Annotated in this window: 16 protein-coding genes; 3 read left to right on the top strand and 13 right to left on the bottom strand. The window is 64.8% G+C overall.

The features are described from left to right. Nucleotides 1-120: 120 nt before the first annotated feature. The 4 genes from CK489_RS23420 to CK489_RS23405 all read right to left on the bottom strand — a co-directional run bounded on the left by CK489_RS23420 (nucleotide 121) and on the right by CK489_RS23405 (nucleotide 4,944). Complete coding sequence (locus CK489_RS23420; protein WP_095733966.1) at nucleotides 121-1,119, bottom strand: SphA family protein; 999 nt, start codon at nucleotides 1,117-1,119, stop codon at nucleotides 121-123. Nucleotides 1,120-1,267: 148 nt separating this feature from the next. Continuing rightward, complete coding sequence (locus tag CK489_RS23415; protein WP_143278206.1) at nucleotides 1,268-2,263, bottom strand: helix-turn-helix domain-containing protein; 996 nt, start codon at nucleotides 2,261-2,263, stop codon at nucleotides 1,268-1,270. 91 nt (nucleotides 2,264-2,354) lie between these two features. Next, nucleotides 2,355-3,932, bottom strand: a complete 1,578-nt coding sequence (locus CK489_RS23410) for a gamma-glutamyltransferase family protein (RefSeq protein ID WP_095733964.1) — start codon at nucleotides 3,930-3,932, stop codon at nucleotides 2,355-2,357. A 337-nt stretch (nucleotides 3,933-4,269) separates the two neighbouring features. Further along, nucleotides 4,270-4,944, bottom strand: coding sequence for a helix-turn-helix transcriptional regulator (locus tag CK489_RS23405; protein ID WP_050627907.1), 675 nt, complete (start codon nucleotides 4,942-4,944; stop codon nucleotides 4,270-4,272). Nucleotides 4,945-5,165: 221 nt separating this feature from the next. Between CK489_RS23405 and CK489_RS23400 the strand changes: the two genes are divergently transcribed. Further along, nucleotides 5,166-6,377, top strand: a complete 1,212-nt coding sequence (locus CK489_RS23400) for a serine hydrolase domain-containing protein (RefSeq protein WP_095733963.1) — start codon at nucleotides 5,166-5,168, stop codon at nucleotides 6,375-6,377. Between the two features lie 5 nt (nucleotides 6,378-6,382). Here the strand turns inward: CK489_RS23400 and CK489_RS23395 are convergent, their stop codons facing one another. The 9 genes from CK489_RS23395 to CK489_RS23355 all read right to left on the bottom strand — a co-directional run bounded on the left by CK489_RS23395 (nucleotide 6,383) and on the right by CK489_RS23355 (nucleotide 15,854). Next, the gene (locus CK489_RS23395; RefSeq protein ID WP_095733962.1) at nucleotides 6,383-7,786 is read right to left on the bottom strand and encodes an amidase; all 1,404 of its coding nucleotides are present in this window, start codon (nucleotides 7,784-7,786) and stop codon (nucleotides 6,383-6,385) included. Nucleotides 7,787-7,867: 81 nt separating this feature from the next. After that, nucleotides 7,868-8,629: an SDR family NAD(P)-dependent oxidoreductase gene (locus CK489_RS23390; RefSeq protein WP_095733961.1), complete on the bottom strand. Its 762-nt coding sequence runs from the start codon at nucleotides 8,627-8,629 to the stop codon at nucleotides 7,868-7,870. Nucleotides 8,630-8,692: 63 nt separating this feature from the next. Then, nucleotides 8,693-9,403 (bottom strand): ABC transporter ATP-binding protein, encoded by a 711-nt coding sequence (locus tag CK489_RS23385; protein ID WP_095733960.1) that lies wholly within the window; start codon nucleotides 9,401-9,403, stop codon nucleotides 8,693-8,695. Continuing rightward, nucleotides 9,393-10,112: an ABC transporter ATP-binding protein gene (locus CK489_RS23380; RefSeq protein ID WP_050627904.1), complete on the bottom strand. Its 720-nt coding sequence runs from the start codon at nucleotides 10,110-10,112 to the stop codon at nucleotides 9,393-9,395. Before CK489_RS23380 ends, CK489_RS23385 begins: the two co-directional genes overlap by 11 nt. Nucleotides 10,113-10,115: 3 nt before the next feature. Then, a complete protein-coding gene (locus tag CK489_RS23375) occupies nucleotides 10,116-11,189 on the bottom strand; it encodes a branched-chain amino acid ABC transporter permease (RefSeq protein ID WP_095733959.1) in 1,074 nt (357 codons plus the stop codon). Between the two features lie 13 nt (nucleotides 11,190-11,202). Beyond that, nucleotides 11,203-12,069, bottom strand: coding sequence for an ABC transporter permease subunit (locus CK489_RS23370; RefSeq protein WP_050627902.1), 867 nt, complete (start codon nucleotides 12,067-12,069; stop codon nucleotides 11,203-11,205). 95 nt (nucleotides 12,070-12,164) lie between these two features. Next, nucleotides 12,165-13,379, bottom strand: coding sequence for an urea ABC transporter substrate-binding protein (locus CK489_RS23365; protein ID WP_245350485.1), 1,215 nt, complete (start codon nucleotides 13,377-13,379; stop codon nucleotides 12,165-12,167). Nucleotides 13,380-13,439: 60 nt separating this feature from the next. After that, nucleotides 13,440-14,435 (bottom strand): acetamidase/formamidase family protein, encoded by a 996-nt coding sequence (locus tag CK489_RS23360; protein ID WP_095733957.1) that lies wholly within the window; start codon nucleotides 14,433-14,435, stop codon nucleotides 13,440-13,442. Between the two features lie 18 nt (nucleotides 14,436-14,453). Further along, nucleotides 14,454-15,854 carry an amidase gene (locus CK489_RS23355; RefSeq protein WP_095733956.1) on the bottom strand — a complete coding sequence of 467 codons (1,401 nt, stop codon included), beginning with the start codon at nucleotides 15,852-15,854 and terminating at the stop codon, nucleotides 14,454-14,456. Between the two features lie 432 nt (nucleotides 15,855-16,286). Here CK489_RS23355 and CK489_RS23350 point away from each other — a divergent pair, with 432 nt between their 5' ends. Next, nucleotides 16,287-17,450: a transporter substrate-binding domain-containing protein gene (locus CK489_RS23350; RefSeq protein ID WP_050627899.1), complete on the top strand. Its 1,164-nt coding sequence runs from the start codon at nucleotides 16,287-16,289 to the stop codon at nucleotides 17,448-17,450. After that, nucleotides 17,447-18,034: an ANTAR domain-containing response regulator gene (locus CK489_RS23345; RefSeq protein WP_095733955.1), complete on the top strand. Its 588-nt coding sequence runs from the start codon at nucleotides 17,447-17,449 to the stop codon at nucleotides 18,032-18,034. The genes CK489_RS23350 and CK489_RS23345 overlap by 4 nt, the downstream gene beginning before the upstream one ends. Nucleotides 18,035-18,125 lie beyond the last annotated feature (91 nt).

Raw genomic sequence — 18,125 nt, 5'->3', positions numbered from 1 at the left:
CGTCCGGTGGATGCTACGGCTGAGGCGGAGTCGGAAGGCCGAAACGGGCAGCCGTCGGGGAGCCGCACCATCGACGCGGCTCCCATTCTCTCCGTCGCGCGCTGTACGCCGGCGCCTGCGTTACTTGGTGAACATCGGGCGCTTGGGCGTCGCCGGCTCGTCCGGCGCCCACAGCCGGAAGCTCAGATTGGCGAACACCGAGTAGCCCTTGGTAATTGACGCAGTATCGATTCCGGGCAGGCCGGCAGTGCCGCCGGAGGCATTCGAGGAGAACTCGTGCGTCGCCCAGACCGTCAGCGCGGCCGGCCCGAAATTGTAGCCGACCAGGCCGCCGCCGGCCCAGATGTTGTACCGGTTGACGTTGATCGCGCCGTTGTAGAACGCGCTCGACGTATCGCCGGTCACCTGTCCTGCGTAATAGGCGATCGGCCCGAAGGTCCAGTTGCCGATCGTCTTGGCGGCGGTGAACTCGGCGTGGAAGACGTCGCCGGAGCGATAGCCGGTGATCGAATTCCTTGTGTTGATCTCGTGGTACAGATTGGCCGTGAGATTCCAGCCGTCCTTTAGATAGGACACGACCAGCTCGGGCTGGAAGGTCCACCAGGGATTGCCGACATTGTTGAGGCCGGACGGACCGCTGATCGACCCGTTCGGCACGTACATGCCAAGGCCGGTCTTGACGAAGAAACCGCTGTCGCCGAGCTTCCAGCTCAACTCCCCCGGCACGATGAAGGTGTTGTGCATACCCGCCTGCTGGACGTTAATCGGGCCGCCGACATCGGCCATGATCCAGGGCTGCACGATGACCGCATCATACGTCGCGCCGAGGAAGGTCCAGCCCGGCACCCACAGGAGACCGGATGCTTCGACGGCGGCATGGACCGGCGTCGACGCACCACCGACGTTGGGCGCCCCCGGACCGACGATGTTCGCCTGATAGGTGAAGACCTGATTGAAGCTGTAAAGGCCGGGCGGCGGCGTGCCGGCCGTGCCTCCGCCCAACGTGATGCCCGGTTTCTGCGCCCAGCCGGGAGAACCAAACTCATACGCGTTGGCCGATGTTGTAGCCGCACCCGCCACGATCAGCGCAGCAGCAGCGATTGTCCGATATGTTGTCATGTACCCCCCTGTCCCCAACCGCGCTGCACTGCATTTCGATCGACGATCGATCGTGCGGGCTCCGCGCGGAGCGGGCGAAATCTAGAAAGGGGATTTCAAGCGGCGTTATCCGGAATCGGCAGAAGCAACTGCCGCGCAGTGAAAATTCCTAGCGTGAGGCGGATGTCACACGCTGCACGGTGTGCGAGGGCAGCTCGCCGAACAGTTGCCGGTAGTTTTCGGTGAAGCGGCTCCAGTGCCAGAAGCCCCACCGCGCCGCGACGTCGCCGATCGAGACCGGCTGGCCCGTCGCGGCAACGGCACGCAGCTCGCGGCGCACCGCGTTCAGCCGGAGCGTGCGCAAATACTGCAACGGCGTCAGCCCGAGCGCGTCCTGAAAGCAACCTTGCAAGGTCCTGCGGCTGACGCCGACATGACGGCAGAGTTCGGCGATGCGCGGCGGATCCTCGACCCGCTCGAACACATATTCGCGGATGCGGTCGACCGTCTTCTTTTGTGCGGTGCAGCCGCGAACGTGGGCCCAGTCGTTCTGCGACAGGATGTCGGCGAGCGCGCCGACAAGGGTGTCCTGAAGCGAACGGCGCACGTGCTCGAACCCGAGCGCCGGTCCGAGCCGCTCGCCCTGGTCGCAGAGCTGGCGAAGGCCATGCTGAAGGCCGGCCAGGCCGGGCCCGCTGAAGAAATGCTGCTGCCCGCGCAGGCCCGCGATGAAGTCGGCCGCGCGGGTCTCGCCGAGCACATCCAGGCACCGCGACAGCCGATTGCGCGCGACCACAACCGATACGACATCGACCCGCGTCGAGGTCAGCAACGGCAGCAGGTTGGCGCCGTCGCTGAGCAACAGCTGCGGAAACTCCAGCGGACGGCCGTTGTAATACCCGGGGTTGGATATCGCGAGCGGCAGGCTGAAGACCAGCGCATCCGGCCAGGCAGATCCCTGCTTGAGCAAGGCCTGCGTCGTCGTCTCCCGGACGATCTCGAGACCGCGGAGGCGGATCATCACCAGCCGCCCGGCGAACCTTCCGGGCGACACCTGGTCCATTCGCATGTTCCAGCCGCTCATGCGACCGGCATGGTCGTTCGCATCGACCGACTCGACGATCGACACGCCGGCCATCTCGGTCGCGGCGCGCTTGTCGCTCATGATGCACTCCCCCAGCATCCAGCTTGGAGAGCGCGCGACGCGGTAACAATCAACCGTTCGAACGATACCGTCGAGGTAACCTAGTTTGTGGCTAGAAACCTAGCGCCAGCCCATCCTTGCGATGGTCGGAAGCGCCGAACAGCACGCCGCGCGCATGGTCGATGCGGATCGCCTGGCAGCCGCCGATCGGGTCCTCCGAGAATCGCGCATCGTGGCCGCGGGCGCGAAGGTCGTCACGGATATCCGGAGAGATCGTCGTCTCCAGCGACAGCGCGCCGTCGAAGGCAAAGGAGCGCGGCGCCTCGGCCGCCGCCTGGATGTCCATCTTCAGATCGAAGATGTTCGACAGCAGATTGGCATGGCCCGTGGCCTGGTAGTGCCCGCCCATCACCCCGAACGACATCACGGTCTTGCCGTCCTTGCGCAGGAGGCCCGGGATGATCGTGTGCATCGGGCGCTTGCGCGGTCCGAGCGAGTTGAGATGTCCGGGCCTGGCACGAAAGCTCCAGCCGCGGTTGTGCAGCAGGATGCCCGATTTCGGCGCGTAGATGCCGCTGCCAAACGGATAGAACAGCGAGTTGATCAGCGAGACGGCGTTGAGATCGCGATCGACCACCGTGACATAGACGGTGTCGCGGTGCTCGATATCGTCCCACGTTGCGGGCACGGAAGCGCTGTCCATGTCGATCTTGCTGCGGATCCTTCCGATATAGTCTTCGGCCAGGAATGCAGCCGGATCGACCTTGCTGGTCGCCGGATCGCAGAAGAAGGCGTCGCGCGCGCGGTAGGCGGCCTTGGTCGCTTCGGCGAGCAGATGAATGCGATCGGCCTGCGCAAGGGCGCCGACATCGAAGCCGGCGAGCGTGCGCAGGATCATCAGCGCGGCGAGGCCCTGCCCATTCGGCGGACACTCGACCACGTCATGGTCATGGTAGCGCGCCGAGATCGGCTGGACGTAATCGGAGGTCTGCGCGGCGAAATCCTCGCTGCTGTGCGCCCCGCCGAGGCCACGCAAGATGCCGGTCATTTCATCGGCGGCTTCGCCCGCATAGAAGGCGTCGCGCCCGTGCTGCGCGATCCGGCGCAGGGTGCGGCCGAGCGCAGGTTGGGCACGGATGTCGCCGACGTCAGGCACCTTGCCGCCGGGAAGGAACTGCGCCGCCGCATTGGCGTCGATCTCGATCCGCGCCCGGAAGCGGCGCCAGTCCTCTGCGACGCGCGGCGTGACGCAGAAGCCCTGCTCGGCAGCCAGAATCGCCGGCCGGAAGATCTCCTCCAGCGATTTGCTGCCGTGATCGGCGACCAGCCGGCACCAGGCGTCGATCGCGCCGGGCACGGTCACCGCCTCCGGCGCGGTCGGCGGAATGTCGCGCGCCTCGCTCGCGGAGTATTTCTCGACGTCGGTGGCTGCCGGCGTGCGGCCGGAGCCGTTCAGTGCGATCGGCTCGCCGGCCTTCGGCGAATAGAGCGCAAAGCAGTCGCCGCCGATCCCGGTCATCTGCGGCTCGACCACGCCCTGCACCGCGACCGCGGCCACCGCGGCATCGACGGCATTGCCGCCGGCCTTCAGCATCTCGACCGCGGCAAGCGTCGCCTGCGGGTGCGAGGTCGCGGCCATGCCGCGCTCCGCAACCGCCACCGAACGGCCGATGGCCATGAAATCACGCATGTCGTTATCCTCTGATGCTGCGAGCGGCAGCCGCTCGCCAACATTGTCGAAAACGACACCGGTCCTTGGGGAAATCTCGTCTCGTGCGTGCTGTAGCGGCAATCCACCTAACGGTGGATCAAGCAGGCAAGTCATGTCGCGAGAATATGGGACCTGTTACTTAGAGGCCGCGCCACTCACTCGGTGTCGTCCTGGCGGAAGCCGGGACCCATTACCCCAAATGGCAATTGCTGTGCGACCCTGAAGCCACACCCCCGCTCACAATCAACGGCGGTGGTTATGGGTCCTGGCTTACGCCAGGACGACGCCTGAAGGCAGCCGGAGCGCGACCCTCGCCCTAATGCGGCCGCGACATCATCGCCACCACGGCAGACCGGGTCTCGACGCCGAGCTTCTCGAAAATATGGATCAGATGCGTCTTCACCGTCGCGAGACCGATGTTGAGGCATTCGCCGATCTCGCGATTGGTCCGGCCGCAGCATAGCAGCTCGACCACTTCCATCTCGCGCGAGGTCAGTCCGTAACGCGCGGGCTCGTCGGGATTCGACGACAGGCGGCCGGTCAGGTTGAATTCGAGATAGTCGTGGATCTTCTCGGCAATGTGCATGCTGCCGTCGGGAATCGCGCAGCCCGGCGCCCAGAGCACGCTCATGCCGGCGACGATGCGGTCGTTGCGGCGGAAGAAGAACTCGATCATGTCGGCAACGCCGCATTGTCCGGCGAAGGCGCGGTAGGTCGCCGCCTCCTGGGACGCGCATTGGTCGAGGGCCGTGCTCAGCCGGGCAATCGGCCGGTTGCTCGCCGAGCGCGGATGCAGCGGATCGAGCCGGTTCATGCCGGCAAGATACTGGTCGTGGAAGCTCGGCGGAACGTTGCTGGAGAGCACGAAGCGGTTGAGAGTCAAATTGCCGTCGACTTCGTAGAACGCGGTCGCGGAACCCTCGAGAATTCCTCGCGCGAACTGAATGGCCTGCGTGGTCGCCGGATCCGGTCGGCCCAGAAGCGCGATCATGACCTACCTCCCGATGTTCCCCGATGGCGAACGTCTGCGCGTCGCATGCCCGGCACGCTGGGGCAGACGCAGGGCGTAGTCAAGCAATTTGCGGGCCAAGCGCACATCCTGGAAACGGTTACGCCGGAGTAACCTGATGCCCCTCTCCACCATCCGGTTGATTGCGGACGGCGCGACCCATGCGGAACCTTCGCACCTCCCCACGCATCATTGGATCAAGAATGAATTCGCGTCGCATCATGGCCGATTTCCCGTCGGCGCCGGACGAACAGGTCACGCTCGCCAACTGGCGTCAGCATCCTCACAACGAGTGGGCATTTCGCAATGTCCGCGAGCTGCTGCCCACCGCGAACATCGCGCGCGCATCGGCGCCCGCGCCGTTGTCCTTTGCGCCGCGCCATCTCGACGACGTCAGCTTCGCCGACCCGCGCGGCGAGACGGTGGGCGTCCGCCACGCGCTGCGCGCCAGCCACAGCGACGGCATCGTGGTGTCGCACCGCGGACAGGTCGTGTTCGAATGGTACGCCCACGGCATGACACCGGACACGCCGCACCTCATCTTCTCCGTCAGCAAGTCGGTCGCCGGGACGCTGGGCGGCATCCTGGCCGATCACGGCAAGCTCGACCCCGACGCCCCGGTGACGCGTTACATCCCGGAGATGGAGGGATCGGTCTATGGCGGCAGCTGCACCGTGCGCCACCTGCTCGACATGAGCGTCGGCATCCGCTTCGAAGAAGACTACATGGCGCGCGACGGCGACATCATGAACTACCGCCGATCGACCGGCTGGGAGCCGCCGGATCCCGCGATTCCGCCGAGCAACCTGCGCGACTATCTGCGCACGCTGCGGCCGAACGGCGCGCCGCACGGGCAGACCTTCCACTACGTCTCGACCAACACCGACGTACTCGGCTGGGTCTATGAGCGCGCCTGCGGCATGTCCTATGCGAAAATCCTCTCCCACTATCTGTGGCAACCGATGGGCGCGGAGCACGACGGCTACATCACGGTCGATTCACGCGGCGCGGCGCGCGTCGCCGGCGGCGTCTGCGCGACGCTGCGCGACCTCGCCCGCTTCGGCGAGATGATGCGCAATCACGGCATCAGCAACGGACGGCAGGTGGTGCCGGGCTGGTGGATCGACGACATCAGGCAGAACGGCAATGCCGAAGCCTGGTCGCGCGGCGACCTGACCAAGGTGTTTCCGAACGGCAATTACCGCAACAAATGGTACACGCTCGACCGGGGCGAAACGCCGTTTGCGGCCGTTGGCATCCACGGCCAGTGGATCTACATCGATCCGGTCAACGAGACCGTGATCGCGCGCGTGTCCTCGCAGCCGCTGCCGATGGACCTCGATCTCGACCACATGTGGATGCGCGGCTATCGCGCGATCGCGGCAAGGCTTGCCGGCACGGCCGTGACCGACTGACAGCGCTATTCGATCGGCGGCCGCCGCGTATGCCAGTCCGTTATCGACTGATACGCGGCGCCGGCGCGGACCAGCACGTCTTCGGACAGATGCGGGCCGACCAGTTGCATGCTCAGCGGCATCTGGTCGGACGCCATGCCCATCGGCAAGGTGATGGTCGGGCTGCCCGAGAAGTCGAACACCGCCGTGAAGCGCAGGATGCTCAGCAGCACGTTGGGGTCGGCGCCGTATTCGCTCATCTTGGTGAGAGTCGGGATCGGCACCGGCATCGTGGGGATCAACAGGAGATCGATATCCTCGAACATCGCGGCAAGGCTGCCTGCGAACTTCAGCCGCTCGTGATGGATCGCCGCAATATCGACGCCGCTCATCGCCCTGCCCTGCTCGATCAGCTGGGCGAGGTCGGGGCCGTATTCCGACTTCCGCGACGGGTAAGTGTCGAGATGCGCCTCCGCCGTCTCCACCGAGCACATCGCAATCCACTGGCTGACGAGCTTCTGATAGGGCGGGAAATGCACCTCGCGGATCTCGGCGCCGAGATCGGCCAGCGTACGCTCGGCTTGCACCAGGGAGCTCACGACCTGGCGATCAATACCCTCCTGGGTGTAGCGGCGATCGACGCCGATCCTCAAACCCCGGATGCCCTCGCCAACGCCGGCCAGATAGTTCGGCACCGGCGCCCGCAACGCGGTCGGATCGTTGGCGTCGGCACCGGCGATGACGCCGAGCATCGCCGCGGCATCCGCAGCACTCCGGCACATCGGTCCGACGTGATCGAGCGAGTCAGCCAACGGGAAGACGCCGTAGCGGCTGACGCGGCCCCAGGTCGGCTTGATGCCGGTCAGGCCGCAAGTCGCCGACGGAAACCGGATCGAGCCGCCGGTGTCGCTGCCGATCGAGCCGTAGCAAAGGCCGGCCGACGTCGCGACGCCCGAGCCGCTCGACGACGAGCCGACCCAATAGTTCACATTCCACGGATTGAGCGGAGCCTCGACGGCCGGATGGTGGCTGGTATAGGCGCCCTCCGTCATCTTGAGCTTGCCGAGCGTCACCGCGCCGGCGACTTCGAGCCGGTCCACGATCGTGGCGTTGAAGGACGGCACGAACTTCGCGTGGATCGTGGTGCCGCCCGCGGTCGGAGCAAACGACGTGTAGCAGAGGTCCTTTAGCCCGATCGGAACGCCATGCAGCGGGCCGCGCCAGATACCCCTGGCGATCTCGGCGTCGCGCTGCTTCGCCTGCGCCATGGCCCGCTCCGCAAGCACGAGCGCGTAGCCGTGAAACTGTCCATCCAGCTTCGCGATCCGGCCGAGGATTGCCTCCGTGACCTCCGAGGATTTTGCATCGCCGCGGCGAATGAGCCCGGAGATCTCGGTGATCGACTTGTAGTGCAATGGATCCGCTGACATCTGACGCCCTGTTGTTTTCGGAGAATGCCTGTCCGGACCGCCGCTCCGGGCGGCGGTCTCGTCACTGACGGCGTGCTGCGCCTAGAACTGGACACCGCGCGTCAACGCTCCGTCCACCACGAGGTTGGTGCCGGTGATGAAGCTTGCCGCCTTGCTCGCCAGGAACACGACGGCATTGGCCATCTCCTGCGGCGTGCCCATGCGGCCGGTCGGGTTGAGCGCCAGCGCGGACTTGTACAGTTCGGGATTGCCGTCCTTGATCATGTTCCAGACGCCGCCCTCGAAATAGGTGTTGCCCGGCGACACCGAGTTGGCGCGGATGCCCTTGGCGGCAAGCTGGTAGGCCAGGCCCTGCGTGTAGTGGATGATCGCGGCCTTGAACGTCCCGTAGGGACCGCTGGCAAAATCGACCTCGCGTCCGGAGACACTGGAGATGGTGACGATCGCGGCCGCCTTGCTCTTCTCCAGATGCGGCATCGCCGCGTTGACGAGCCGCACCGTCCCCATCATGTCGGTGGAGAATTCCTTCTCCCAGCTCTCCTCGTCCTGCCCGATCGAGAGCGCGCTGACATTGGCGACCACGACATCGATGCCGCCGAGCTTGGACGCCATGTCGGCGACCCAGGCTTTCAGTGCCGGTCCGTTCGAGACGTCGACGGCTGAGCCAAACGCCGCAACGCCCTTGGCCTTGATCGCGGTGACCGCGGCATCGACGTCAGCCTGATTGCGTGCGCAGATGCCGACATTGGCGCCCTCGGCCGCGAATGTGTCGGCGATTGCCCTACCGATGCCCTTGGTGCTGCCGGTGACGAGAACCTTTGCTCCCTTGAGTCCCAGATCCATATCCATTCCCTCCGTTATTATCGATTTTGGACCACGCACTTCCGAACCAGATTGCGCGGCGGATCAAAGCAGCAGCTGCGCGCGCACATTGTCTTCGTTGACATCGTCGCCAGCCAGCGATCGCGTGATCTTGCCCTTCTCCATGATGTAGCAGCGCTGCGCGACAGCAAGGATGGTGTCGAGATTCTGCTCGACGATGATGATCGTCGTCCCCAGTTCCTCCCGGAACGACTTCAGCGCCTCGCAGATATGCTGCACGATCGAGGGCTGGATGCCTTCGGACGGCTCGTCGAGGATCATCAGCGACGGATTGCCGATCAGCGCGCGGCCGATCGCAAGCTGCTGCTGCTCGCCGCCCGACATGGTGCCTGCGATCTGCCGCCGGCGCTCCTTCAGGCGCGGAAAATACGCATAGACCAGTTCCGGGAGCTTCTTTCCATCCGGCCCGCCGATCAACTCGCCGACCTGTAAATTCTCCTCGACGGTCATCTGCGGAAACACGTCGCGGCCCTGCGGGATGTAGCCGAAGCCGGCGCGCGCCCGCGCGTCGGCCTCGAGCTGCGTCACGTCCTGATCCATGAAGGTGATGGTGCCCCGCCAGCTCTGCAGCAGGCCGATCAGGCAGCGCATCAGCGTCGACTTGCCGACGCCGTTGCGGCCGATCACCCCGACGATCTCGCCGCGCGAAACCTGCATGCTGACGCCCTGCAGGATCGGCGTCGCGCCGTAGCCGGCCCAGAGTCCCGAGACGTCCAGAATGCGATCAGTGGGCATGGGTCTTACCCAGATAGATTTCGGCAACCTGCTCGTCTTCCAGGATAGCCTCGAGGCTGCCGCGCGCGAAGATCTTGCCGAGATGCAGAACGGTGACGCGCTGGGCGACCTGCCGCACGAACGCCATGTCGTGCTCGACGACGAGGACCGTCATGCCCTCGGCATTGAACGACTTGATTAGCTCGCCGGTCTTGTAAGTCTCCTCCGGCGACATGCCGGCGGTCGGCTCGTCCAGCAGCAGGAGCTGCGGCCGCAATGCCAGCGCCATTCCGATCTCGAGCCATTGCTGCTGGCCATGCGACAACGCGCCGGCCAGCTTGCCGCAGTCGTCAGCCAGATTGAGCAGCGACAGCAGCCGGTCCTCTTCGGCGTTGCGTTCGGCACCCGCAAGCCGCTCCTGGAGAGCGATCTGGATGTTCTGCCGCACCGGCAGCTCCTTGAACACGCTCGGCGCCTGCATCTTGATGCTCATGCCCCGTTGCACCCGTGCGTAGGGACGCTCAGTGGTGATATCGACCGAGTCGAAGAAGATGCTGCCCGCGGTCGGCGGATAGAGGCCGACGATCAGCTTGAACAGCGTGCTCTTCCCGGCACCATTGGGCCCGATCAGGCAGTGCACCTCGCCGGCATTGACCGTCAGGTCGACGTCGGAGACCGCCGTCAGACCGCCAAAACGCTTGGACACGCCTTTCACATCGACCAGTGCCATGGATCAGGTCTCATCCGATTGCAGACAGCCGGCATCGGCGAGCGCGGGGCTCTCGTTGCGCCGCCGTCGCCTGCTCCACCAATCGACAACGAGCTTGCCGATGCCGAGCACGAAGCCCTGCGGCGCCAGCATCACGGTGGCGAGCAGCAGCACGCCCATCAGCACCAGCGCCGCCTGCTGGCTGTAGACGGTAATGGTCTGGAAGCCGAACAGCAGCAGGAACGAGCCGACCAGGGTCGCGGTCAGATCGTTGCGCCCGGAGAACGCGACCCACACGATCGGCATGGCGGCGGCCGGCAGTCCGATGCTGGACGGCGTGATGAACTGCCCCCAGGAGGTGTACAGGGCGCCGCTGAGCCCCGCGAGGCCGCTGCCGATCACAAAGGTCAGGAGTTGATACTTGCGGACGTCGTAACCGAGCATCTCGGCGCGCTGCGGGTTTTCCCGCGTCGCCACGATCACGTTGCCGACGCTCGAGTTCACCAGCATGCGCAGCGCGATGTAGACGATCACGATCAGCGCGATCATGACGTAGTAGAGCGCCGATCCCTCGATGTCGAAGCTGCCGACGGTGAGCGGGTCCATCCCCTTCATGCCGTTGAAGCCGTTCAACCGCGCCGGACCGATATGCCATTCGGGCCCGGCGGTCTGCCCGAGGAAGAAAGCGAGCACCAGCGTCGCCGACAGAGTGACGATGCCGAAGAAGATGCCGCTGATGCCGCCCCAGATCATGAAATAGCCGAGGATTCCCGCCGCGATCATCGCGATGACAACCGACAGCACGAGCGCAGCGATCGTCGCCGTTCCACCGCCCATGTTGATGGCGAGCACGCCATAGCCGTAGCCGGCAATGCCGAAGAAGAAGGTCTGGCCGAACGACAGCATGCCGCCGTAGCCCCACATCAGGCAGAGCCCGAGGGCCATGAAGATCCAGATCAGGAAGTAGGCGAAATTGCCGACATCATAGGAATCGGCGAACAGCGGATAGATCAGCGCGCCCGCCAGCACGGCAAGGAAGCAGGACCAGAAGATCCTGCCGCGTCCGAGCGTCTGTGGACCGTCGAGCAGCTTGAGCATCGGAAATTCCCGTCTAGCGCCCACGGCGCACCAGCACGCTGGATAGCCCTTCGGGCAGCACCCGAATGATCAGGATGACAGCAAACAGCATGCCGATCTGCCCGATGATCTGCCCGTAGCTCGCATTCAGCGCCATCCGGATCATCGCCAGGAACACCGCCGCCGGCGCGGTCCCGAGCAGCACGTTGGCGCCGCCGATCACCACGGTCACGAAGCTCTCGACCACGAAGGTCGCGCCCATGGTCGGGATCAGCGTCATGGTCGGCGCATAGAGCGCACCGCAGAGCCCCGCGAGCGCGGTACCGATCCCGAAGCTGATCGAGTAGATGCGCCCGGTGCGCGCACCGAGCGCCTTCGCCATCGCGGCGTTCTGCATCGTTGCCCGCGCGATCACACCAAAGCGCGTCTTCATGAAGATGATGTAGAGCCCGGCCAGCACCGCCACCGCGCAGAAGAACAGCACAAGGCGGTAGGTCGAGAAAGTATAGCCGCCGATCGCAAAGCTTCCCTCCGGGGTGCCGATGCCGCGGACGGCGGAGCCAACAATCAGCAGCATCGACTGCGTCACGATCAGGCTGAGGCCCCAGGTCGCGAGCAGCGAGTCCAGTGGACGTTTGTAGAAGCGCCTCACGATCAGCAGCTCGACGATCATGCCGATGATCCCTGCGGTGAGCGCGGCGAGGATCTGGGCAATCGGGAGTGGGACGCCGAGGTTCACCAGCCCGACCGTCACATAGGCGCCGCACATGATGAACTCGCCATGCGCCATGTTGATGACGCCCATCATGCCGAACACGATGGCAAGGCCCGCCGCTGACAGGATCAGAAACGCGAAGACGTCGGCGAACTGATAGAATACCGAGAAGAGTTCAGCCGACATTCCGCTCTCCGTGGTCACGGCGCCGCAGCATTGCGGCGCCGGTTCGCTTGGAAGTCATGAAGCAATAACACGAGCAAGATTCGTGCCCGCACGGATCACGATTTGCTGGGAAGATGACTCGGCGTGTACTGATCCTTGTCGTTCTTCTTGGTGAGATCGCAACCGATCTCGCCGAGCCAGTACGGCTGGATCGTCCCGTAGTCCTTCTCGACGGTCACTTCATGCTTCGGCCCGACCGAGATCAGGCGCATGCGGTGCGAGGTATGCTGGCTCTTCGGATCGATGCAGACCTTGCCTTCGGGCGCGTCAATGCAGGCATCGCCGGTCGCGATCACCTTGCGCATGTCCTCGAGCTTGGTCGATTTCGCCTTCTCGACCAGCGCCTTGTACATGTAGAGCGCGTTGTAGGCGTTGTAGCCCATGTCATTGATGTAGAGCTCATCGGGGAACTTGGCGTGCCAGCGCTTTTTGAAGTCGTTGGCTTCAGGCGTGTCGATCTCCTCGAACCAGTTCGCGGTCGCATGCATGTTGTTGAGCGCCGGCGGCTTGAACCGCTTGTGCTCGAAGCCGAGCATGATCTTGATCGACGAGCCCATCGGCAGATTGAGATTGGCCGCGGCCGCCTGCTCGAAGAACGAGTCCTGCGCCGCGCCGACATTGATGGTCAGCAGCCAATCCGGCTTCGCCTTCTGGATGTTCTGGATCGTCTGCGCAAACTGCGAGACGCCGAGCGGGATGAATTCTTCTCCCACGACCTCGCCGCCGAGATCCTTCATGATCTTCCGGTTCCACTCCGCGGAGATCTGACCGAAATTGTAGTCCGCGGCGATCACGTAGACCTTCTTGCCGAACTTCTGGACCATCCAGGGGATCAGGGTCGAGAACTGCTGCTCCGGCACCGCTCCCATGCTGACCATGCTGGCGTCGCAAACACCGCCTTCATACTGGTTCGTATAGAAGTACGGCGTGGTGGTGCGATCGACGATCGGACGCAATGCCTCGCGCGAAGCCGAGGTGATGCCGCCGATCAACACGTCGACCTTGTCGCGATTGAGCAGGCGGCGGCCGAATTCCTGATAGCGGGCATTGTCACCCTGGGGATCGAGGTGGATCAGCTCGATCTGGCGGCCGAGAATGCCGCCGCTCTTGTTGATCTCCTCGACCGCCAGCTGCGATCCGTGCAGCTTCGGCATGCCCATGAACGCGAGATCGCCGGAGACGTCCTCCAGCAAGCCGACCTTCAGCGGCGGTTCTGCCGCCTGCGTGCTACCTGTTGCCGCGATTCCAAGCATTGCGCCAAGCAAAGCCATTCCAACTATTCGCCCCGAATTCATCGCGATGTTCCTTGTCGTTGAATGATTGTTGGAAGTTCACGCCTTGAGGTAATTCTTCAGGATCGACGCCCCCATCGTGTATTTGGGGTCGACCATGTTGCCGAGCCGCATCCGGCCGGCCTGGCTGAGCAGCATGTAGGCGTCGATCTCGTCGAAGCCGTAATCGGCGCTCATCCACCGCACCAGCTCGCGATAGGCGATCCGCGCCGCGTCCTCGAGCGGGCGCGCGCTGCCGATCGTCATGATGAAGTCAGCTGTCTCGAGCCGCGGCCAGGCAAAGCTCCAGTTCTTGATCAGGTCGATCTGCAGCGTCACGGTCGCGCGCTGTTCGAGTGCGACGCCGGAGAGCTCGCCATCGCCCTGGGTTGCGTGGCAGTCACCGACATAGAGCAGCCCGCCTTCGGTATGCACCGGCAGATAGATGATCGCGCCGGGTGCGACGTCGGGCAGGTCCATGTTGCCGCCGTGATAGTCGGGCTGCAGCGAGGAGATCGCCTCGATCTCGGGCGACACGCCGATCGTGCCGATGAACGGCTCGTAGGGCAGCGTGATCTTGTCGTTCCAGCGCACGCCGTTGCGGTCGACATGCAGCTTCTTGACCCGCTCGGGCAGCGGCGGATTGAGCAGTGCGGTCGATGCGGTCCCGACCAGGCCGCCGAACTCCGGAATGATGCAGGTGGTGCCGGCCGGCTGCGCGCCGCGGGTCTCGACGTCGCGGATATAGACCGCGAGACAATCGCCTTTCCTGGCGCCCTTCACCGCGATCGGCCCGCATTGCGGATTGAGGTACGGGAAGTTCAGCTTGGCCGTCGGGCTGTCGCTTTCGCTGGTCAGCACTCCGCCGAAGGCGTCTTCGGTCTCGACAACGACCACGCCGCCGGGATCGATCGACAGCGTCGGCTTGGCATAGGGTCCATAGACGTAATGGAAGCCGCCCTGTTGCTCGATCGTCAAACTATGGGTCGTGCCGGTCGCGCCCTTGGCAACGGCCCGCCTGGCCATGATGGAACTCTTCAACCAGTCTTCGGTCATGCTGACAGCTCCTTGGGCTCAGATCGCGGGATGGCGCTTGTGCCAGTCGGTGACGCGCTGGAAGGCATCGCCCGCCCGCACGAGGCTCGCCTCGTCGAAATGACGGCCGACGAACTGGAAGGCGACCGGGCCGCCGTTCGGGGCGAAGCCGCCCGGAAGCGTCACGGTCGGGCTGCCGGTCATGTCGAACGGACAGGTGAAGCGCAGCAGCCCAGTGATCAGCGACGGGTCTTCACCGAGCGCCGCCATCTTGGCCAATGTCGGCGCAGCGAATGCCTGTGCCGGAACCGCAATGAGATCGACGGTCTCGAACAGCAGCCGCACCGCGCCGCGGAACGCTTCGCGCCGCAGCACGATCTTCTGATAGTCCAGGCCCGATTGCGCCCGGCCGAGATCGAGCAAGCCGGCAAGCGCCGGGCCGTATTCGTCCTTGCGTGCGGGATAGGTCTCTTCATGCGCAACGGCCACTTCGATGCCGCACAGCGGGAACCAATCCTCGATCACGGCCTTCGGATCGGGGAACGTGATGTCCTTGATCTTGGCACCGAGGTCGGCGGCCACCCGCAGACCTTCGCTGAGCACCTTGCCGGCCGCCTCGTCGGTGCCCTCGCTGGTCCAGCGCCGGTCAGCGCCGATCGACACGCCGCGCAGATCTCCGGTGAGACCCGCGAGATAATCCGGCACCGGCAACGGCACGGACGTGGTGTCCTTCGGATCCTGGCCCGCAATCACAGCGAGGATCGCGCCGCAATCAGCAGCACTACGCGCCATCGGGCCGATGTGATCGAGCGTCGCCGCGAGTTCGAACGCGCCGTAACGGCTGACGCGCCCCCAGGTCGGCTTCAATCCGGTGATGCCGTTGGCGGCCGAGGGAAAGCGGATCGACCCGCCGGTATCGGTTCCAAGCGAACCGAAGCAAAGCCCAGCGGCGGTGGCGACGCCGGAACCGCTCGAGGACGCGCCGGACCACAGATCGGCGTTCCACGGGTTCTTCGGCGGATCGATCTTCGGATGATGGTCGGCATAGGCGCCCTCGGTCTGCTGCAGCTTGCCGAGAATGATCGCGCCGGCCTCCTTCAGCCGCGCCACGACCGTGGCGTCCTCGCTCGGGCGGAAATCGCGATGAATGGTCATGCCGTGCGCGGCGGGCGCGCCCTTGGCCCAGCACAGATCCTTGACCGCGATCGGCACGCCGTGCAGCGGCCCCTTGATCTTGCCGGATACGATGTCCTTCTCCGCTGCTGCGGCTTCGGCAAGCGCCGCCTCGCCCATCACGTAGGCGTAGCTCTTGAGCTTGCCGTCGAGCTGCTCGATCCGTCCGAGCATCGCCCTGGTCACCTCGACCGGCGAGAGCTTCCTGGACTGGATTTGCTGTCCGATCTCGATCAGCCCGAGATAGTGAAGTTCCGTCGTCGGCATCGTTTCCCTTCCCCGCACTTGGCACCGCATTTGGCACGACGCACGCGCAGGCACTGCCCATCGCCGCGCATGCGCCTCCGGCTTGACGACACGGGCGTGTCGCCAAATTGTTCGGCGGCAAAAGCAAAAAGCCACCCGCCCCTCCAAAACGAAGGTGACGAATGGCCCAAATGCCGCGGCTATGATCTATCGCAAGGGACCGTGATCGAACGGAGCACTCTGCGCGGCGATCGGGACGTCATCGGCCAGATCGACGCGCGCAAGGTTCGACAGGAAGCCCTGTAGGAGAAAATTCTAAGGAGGTGTGCAGCGCGTTGTCAACGAGGCTGGCTGCACAAATTTCGCAAGGTGCATGCGCAGCAAATCGGCATGACCTCTTGCACCGACCTCTGCGAAGATGATTTCCTTCGCGCGTTGAACCGAAAGTCCTCGATGACCAAGCCGTCCATTCCCGTTGGCATTATCTGCTCGCAGCATGGGCCCTATCAGGCCATGGGACGCGAGATCCTGAAGAGCGCCATGATGGCGGTCGACGAGATCAACGAGCAGGACGAGTTCGACTTCGCGATATCAGCGCATGTCCGCGATCCCCGCGGAATCATTTCCGAGTACCATACGGTCTGCGACGACCTCATTCGCAATGTCGGGGTCGAGCACATCATCGGCTGCTACACCTCGGCGTCGCGCAAGCAGGTGCTGCCGATCGTCGAGCGCACCGACCGCCTGCTCTGGTATCCGGCGCGTTACGAGGGGTTCGAGTGCTCTGACAACGTCATCTATGTCGGCGCCTCGCCCAACCACAACGTGCTGCCGCTGGTGCGCTACGTGCTCGACAATCTGTCGCGCGAGATCTTCTGCGTCGGCTCCAACTATGTCTGGACCTGGGAAACCAACCGCGTCACCCGCGAGCTGGTGACGGCGGCGCGGGGAAAGATCCTCGCCGAACGCCTGCTCGAGCTCGGCGAAAGTGCGGTCACGCACATCGTCGACGAGATCGTGCGGCGCCGGCCGCCGGTCGTGTTCAACACGCTGGTCGGCAGCTCGAGCTATGACTTCATTCGCGCCTTCCATGCGGCAACCACGGCTGCGGGTCTCGACATCCCGATGCTGAGCTGCAGCCTGTGCGAGCCCGAGCTGAAGATCGCCGGCCCCGCGTCGGCCGGGTGCATCACCTCGTCGGCCTATTTCGAAAGCATTCGCCTGCCCGAAAACCAGGCCTTCGTCGCGCGCTGGAAGGCGCGTCACGGCGAGCACTCCAGCCCGTCGGTGGACGGGCAATCCGCCTATGTCGCGGTCTATCTGCTGGCCCGCGCGCTACAACGCGCCGGGACCTCCGATATCGGCGAGGTACGGCGTGCCGCGGCCGGCCATCGCTACAATTCGCCGCAAGGTCCGGTCTGGATCGACGGCAGCAACAACCACTGCGTCCTGACGCCGCGGCTGGCCGTCTCCAACGCCGCAGGACAGTTCGACATCTTCTGGGAAGCTGAAGCTCCTGTTAAGCCGGATCCCTATCTGACGCAGCTCGACATCGCCGCCAGCCCCGCCAGGGATGGAACGTTGCCGAATGCGCCGCATTTGCGGGTGGTGAAATGAGCAAGCCGTCGTCATTTTCGCTGCGCGGGCGCAAGGCACTCGTTGCCATCAGGGACGAGCGCGACGCCACCATCGTCAGGCGCCAGTTCGAGCGCCTCGGGATCGACATCGTGAGCTGGGAGCCCGGCGCCACGATCGACTGCCGGCCGGATGTGGCGCTGATCGACGACGAGTTCCTGCCGCTCACCTCACCGGCGCAGCGCGCCGCGCTCGGACGAAGCCCGGTGATCGCCCTGCTCGGCACCGAGACGCCGAGCCGCCTGAAGCTGGTGCTCGACCTCGATCCGGCCTCGTTCCTGGTCAAGCCACTGCGCTCGGCCGGTATCTATGCCGCACTGGTGCTGGCGTTCGAACGAAGCGAGCGCACCAACGAGCTGAAGCAGCAGATCGTCAAGCTCGACCAGCGCCTTCGATCGCGGCGCGTCGTGCTCGCCGCGGTGCTTCAGGTCATGCACACGCATGCCCTGGCCGAGCCGGCAGCCTTCGCGCTGATCCGGCGAACCGCGATGGAACAGCGCAAGACCATCGAAGAGCTCTCGGCCGAGATCACGGCAAAGGGCGCGCTGCCCCGGGCGACCGGCTAGCCGGTGTCCCCGATGCCCGCCTCGCAGGTGCGCGCTGCCAAAAATATCGAAAACAACCCCATGCAAAGGAGCCCGGGGGCTGCGGGCGCTC

The sequence above is a fragment of the Bradyrhizobium sp. UFLA03-84 genome, from assembly GCF_002289535.1.
In the GTDB taxonomy this organism is placed as follows: Bacteria; Pseudomonadota; Alphaproteobacteria; order Rhizobiales; family Xanthobacteraceae; genus Bradyrhizobium; species Bradyrhizobium viridifuturi.
Note: the sequence above shows the minus strand (reverse complement) of the source record. Positions and strands in the feature narration are given on the sequence as shown.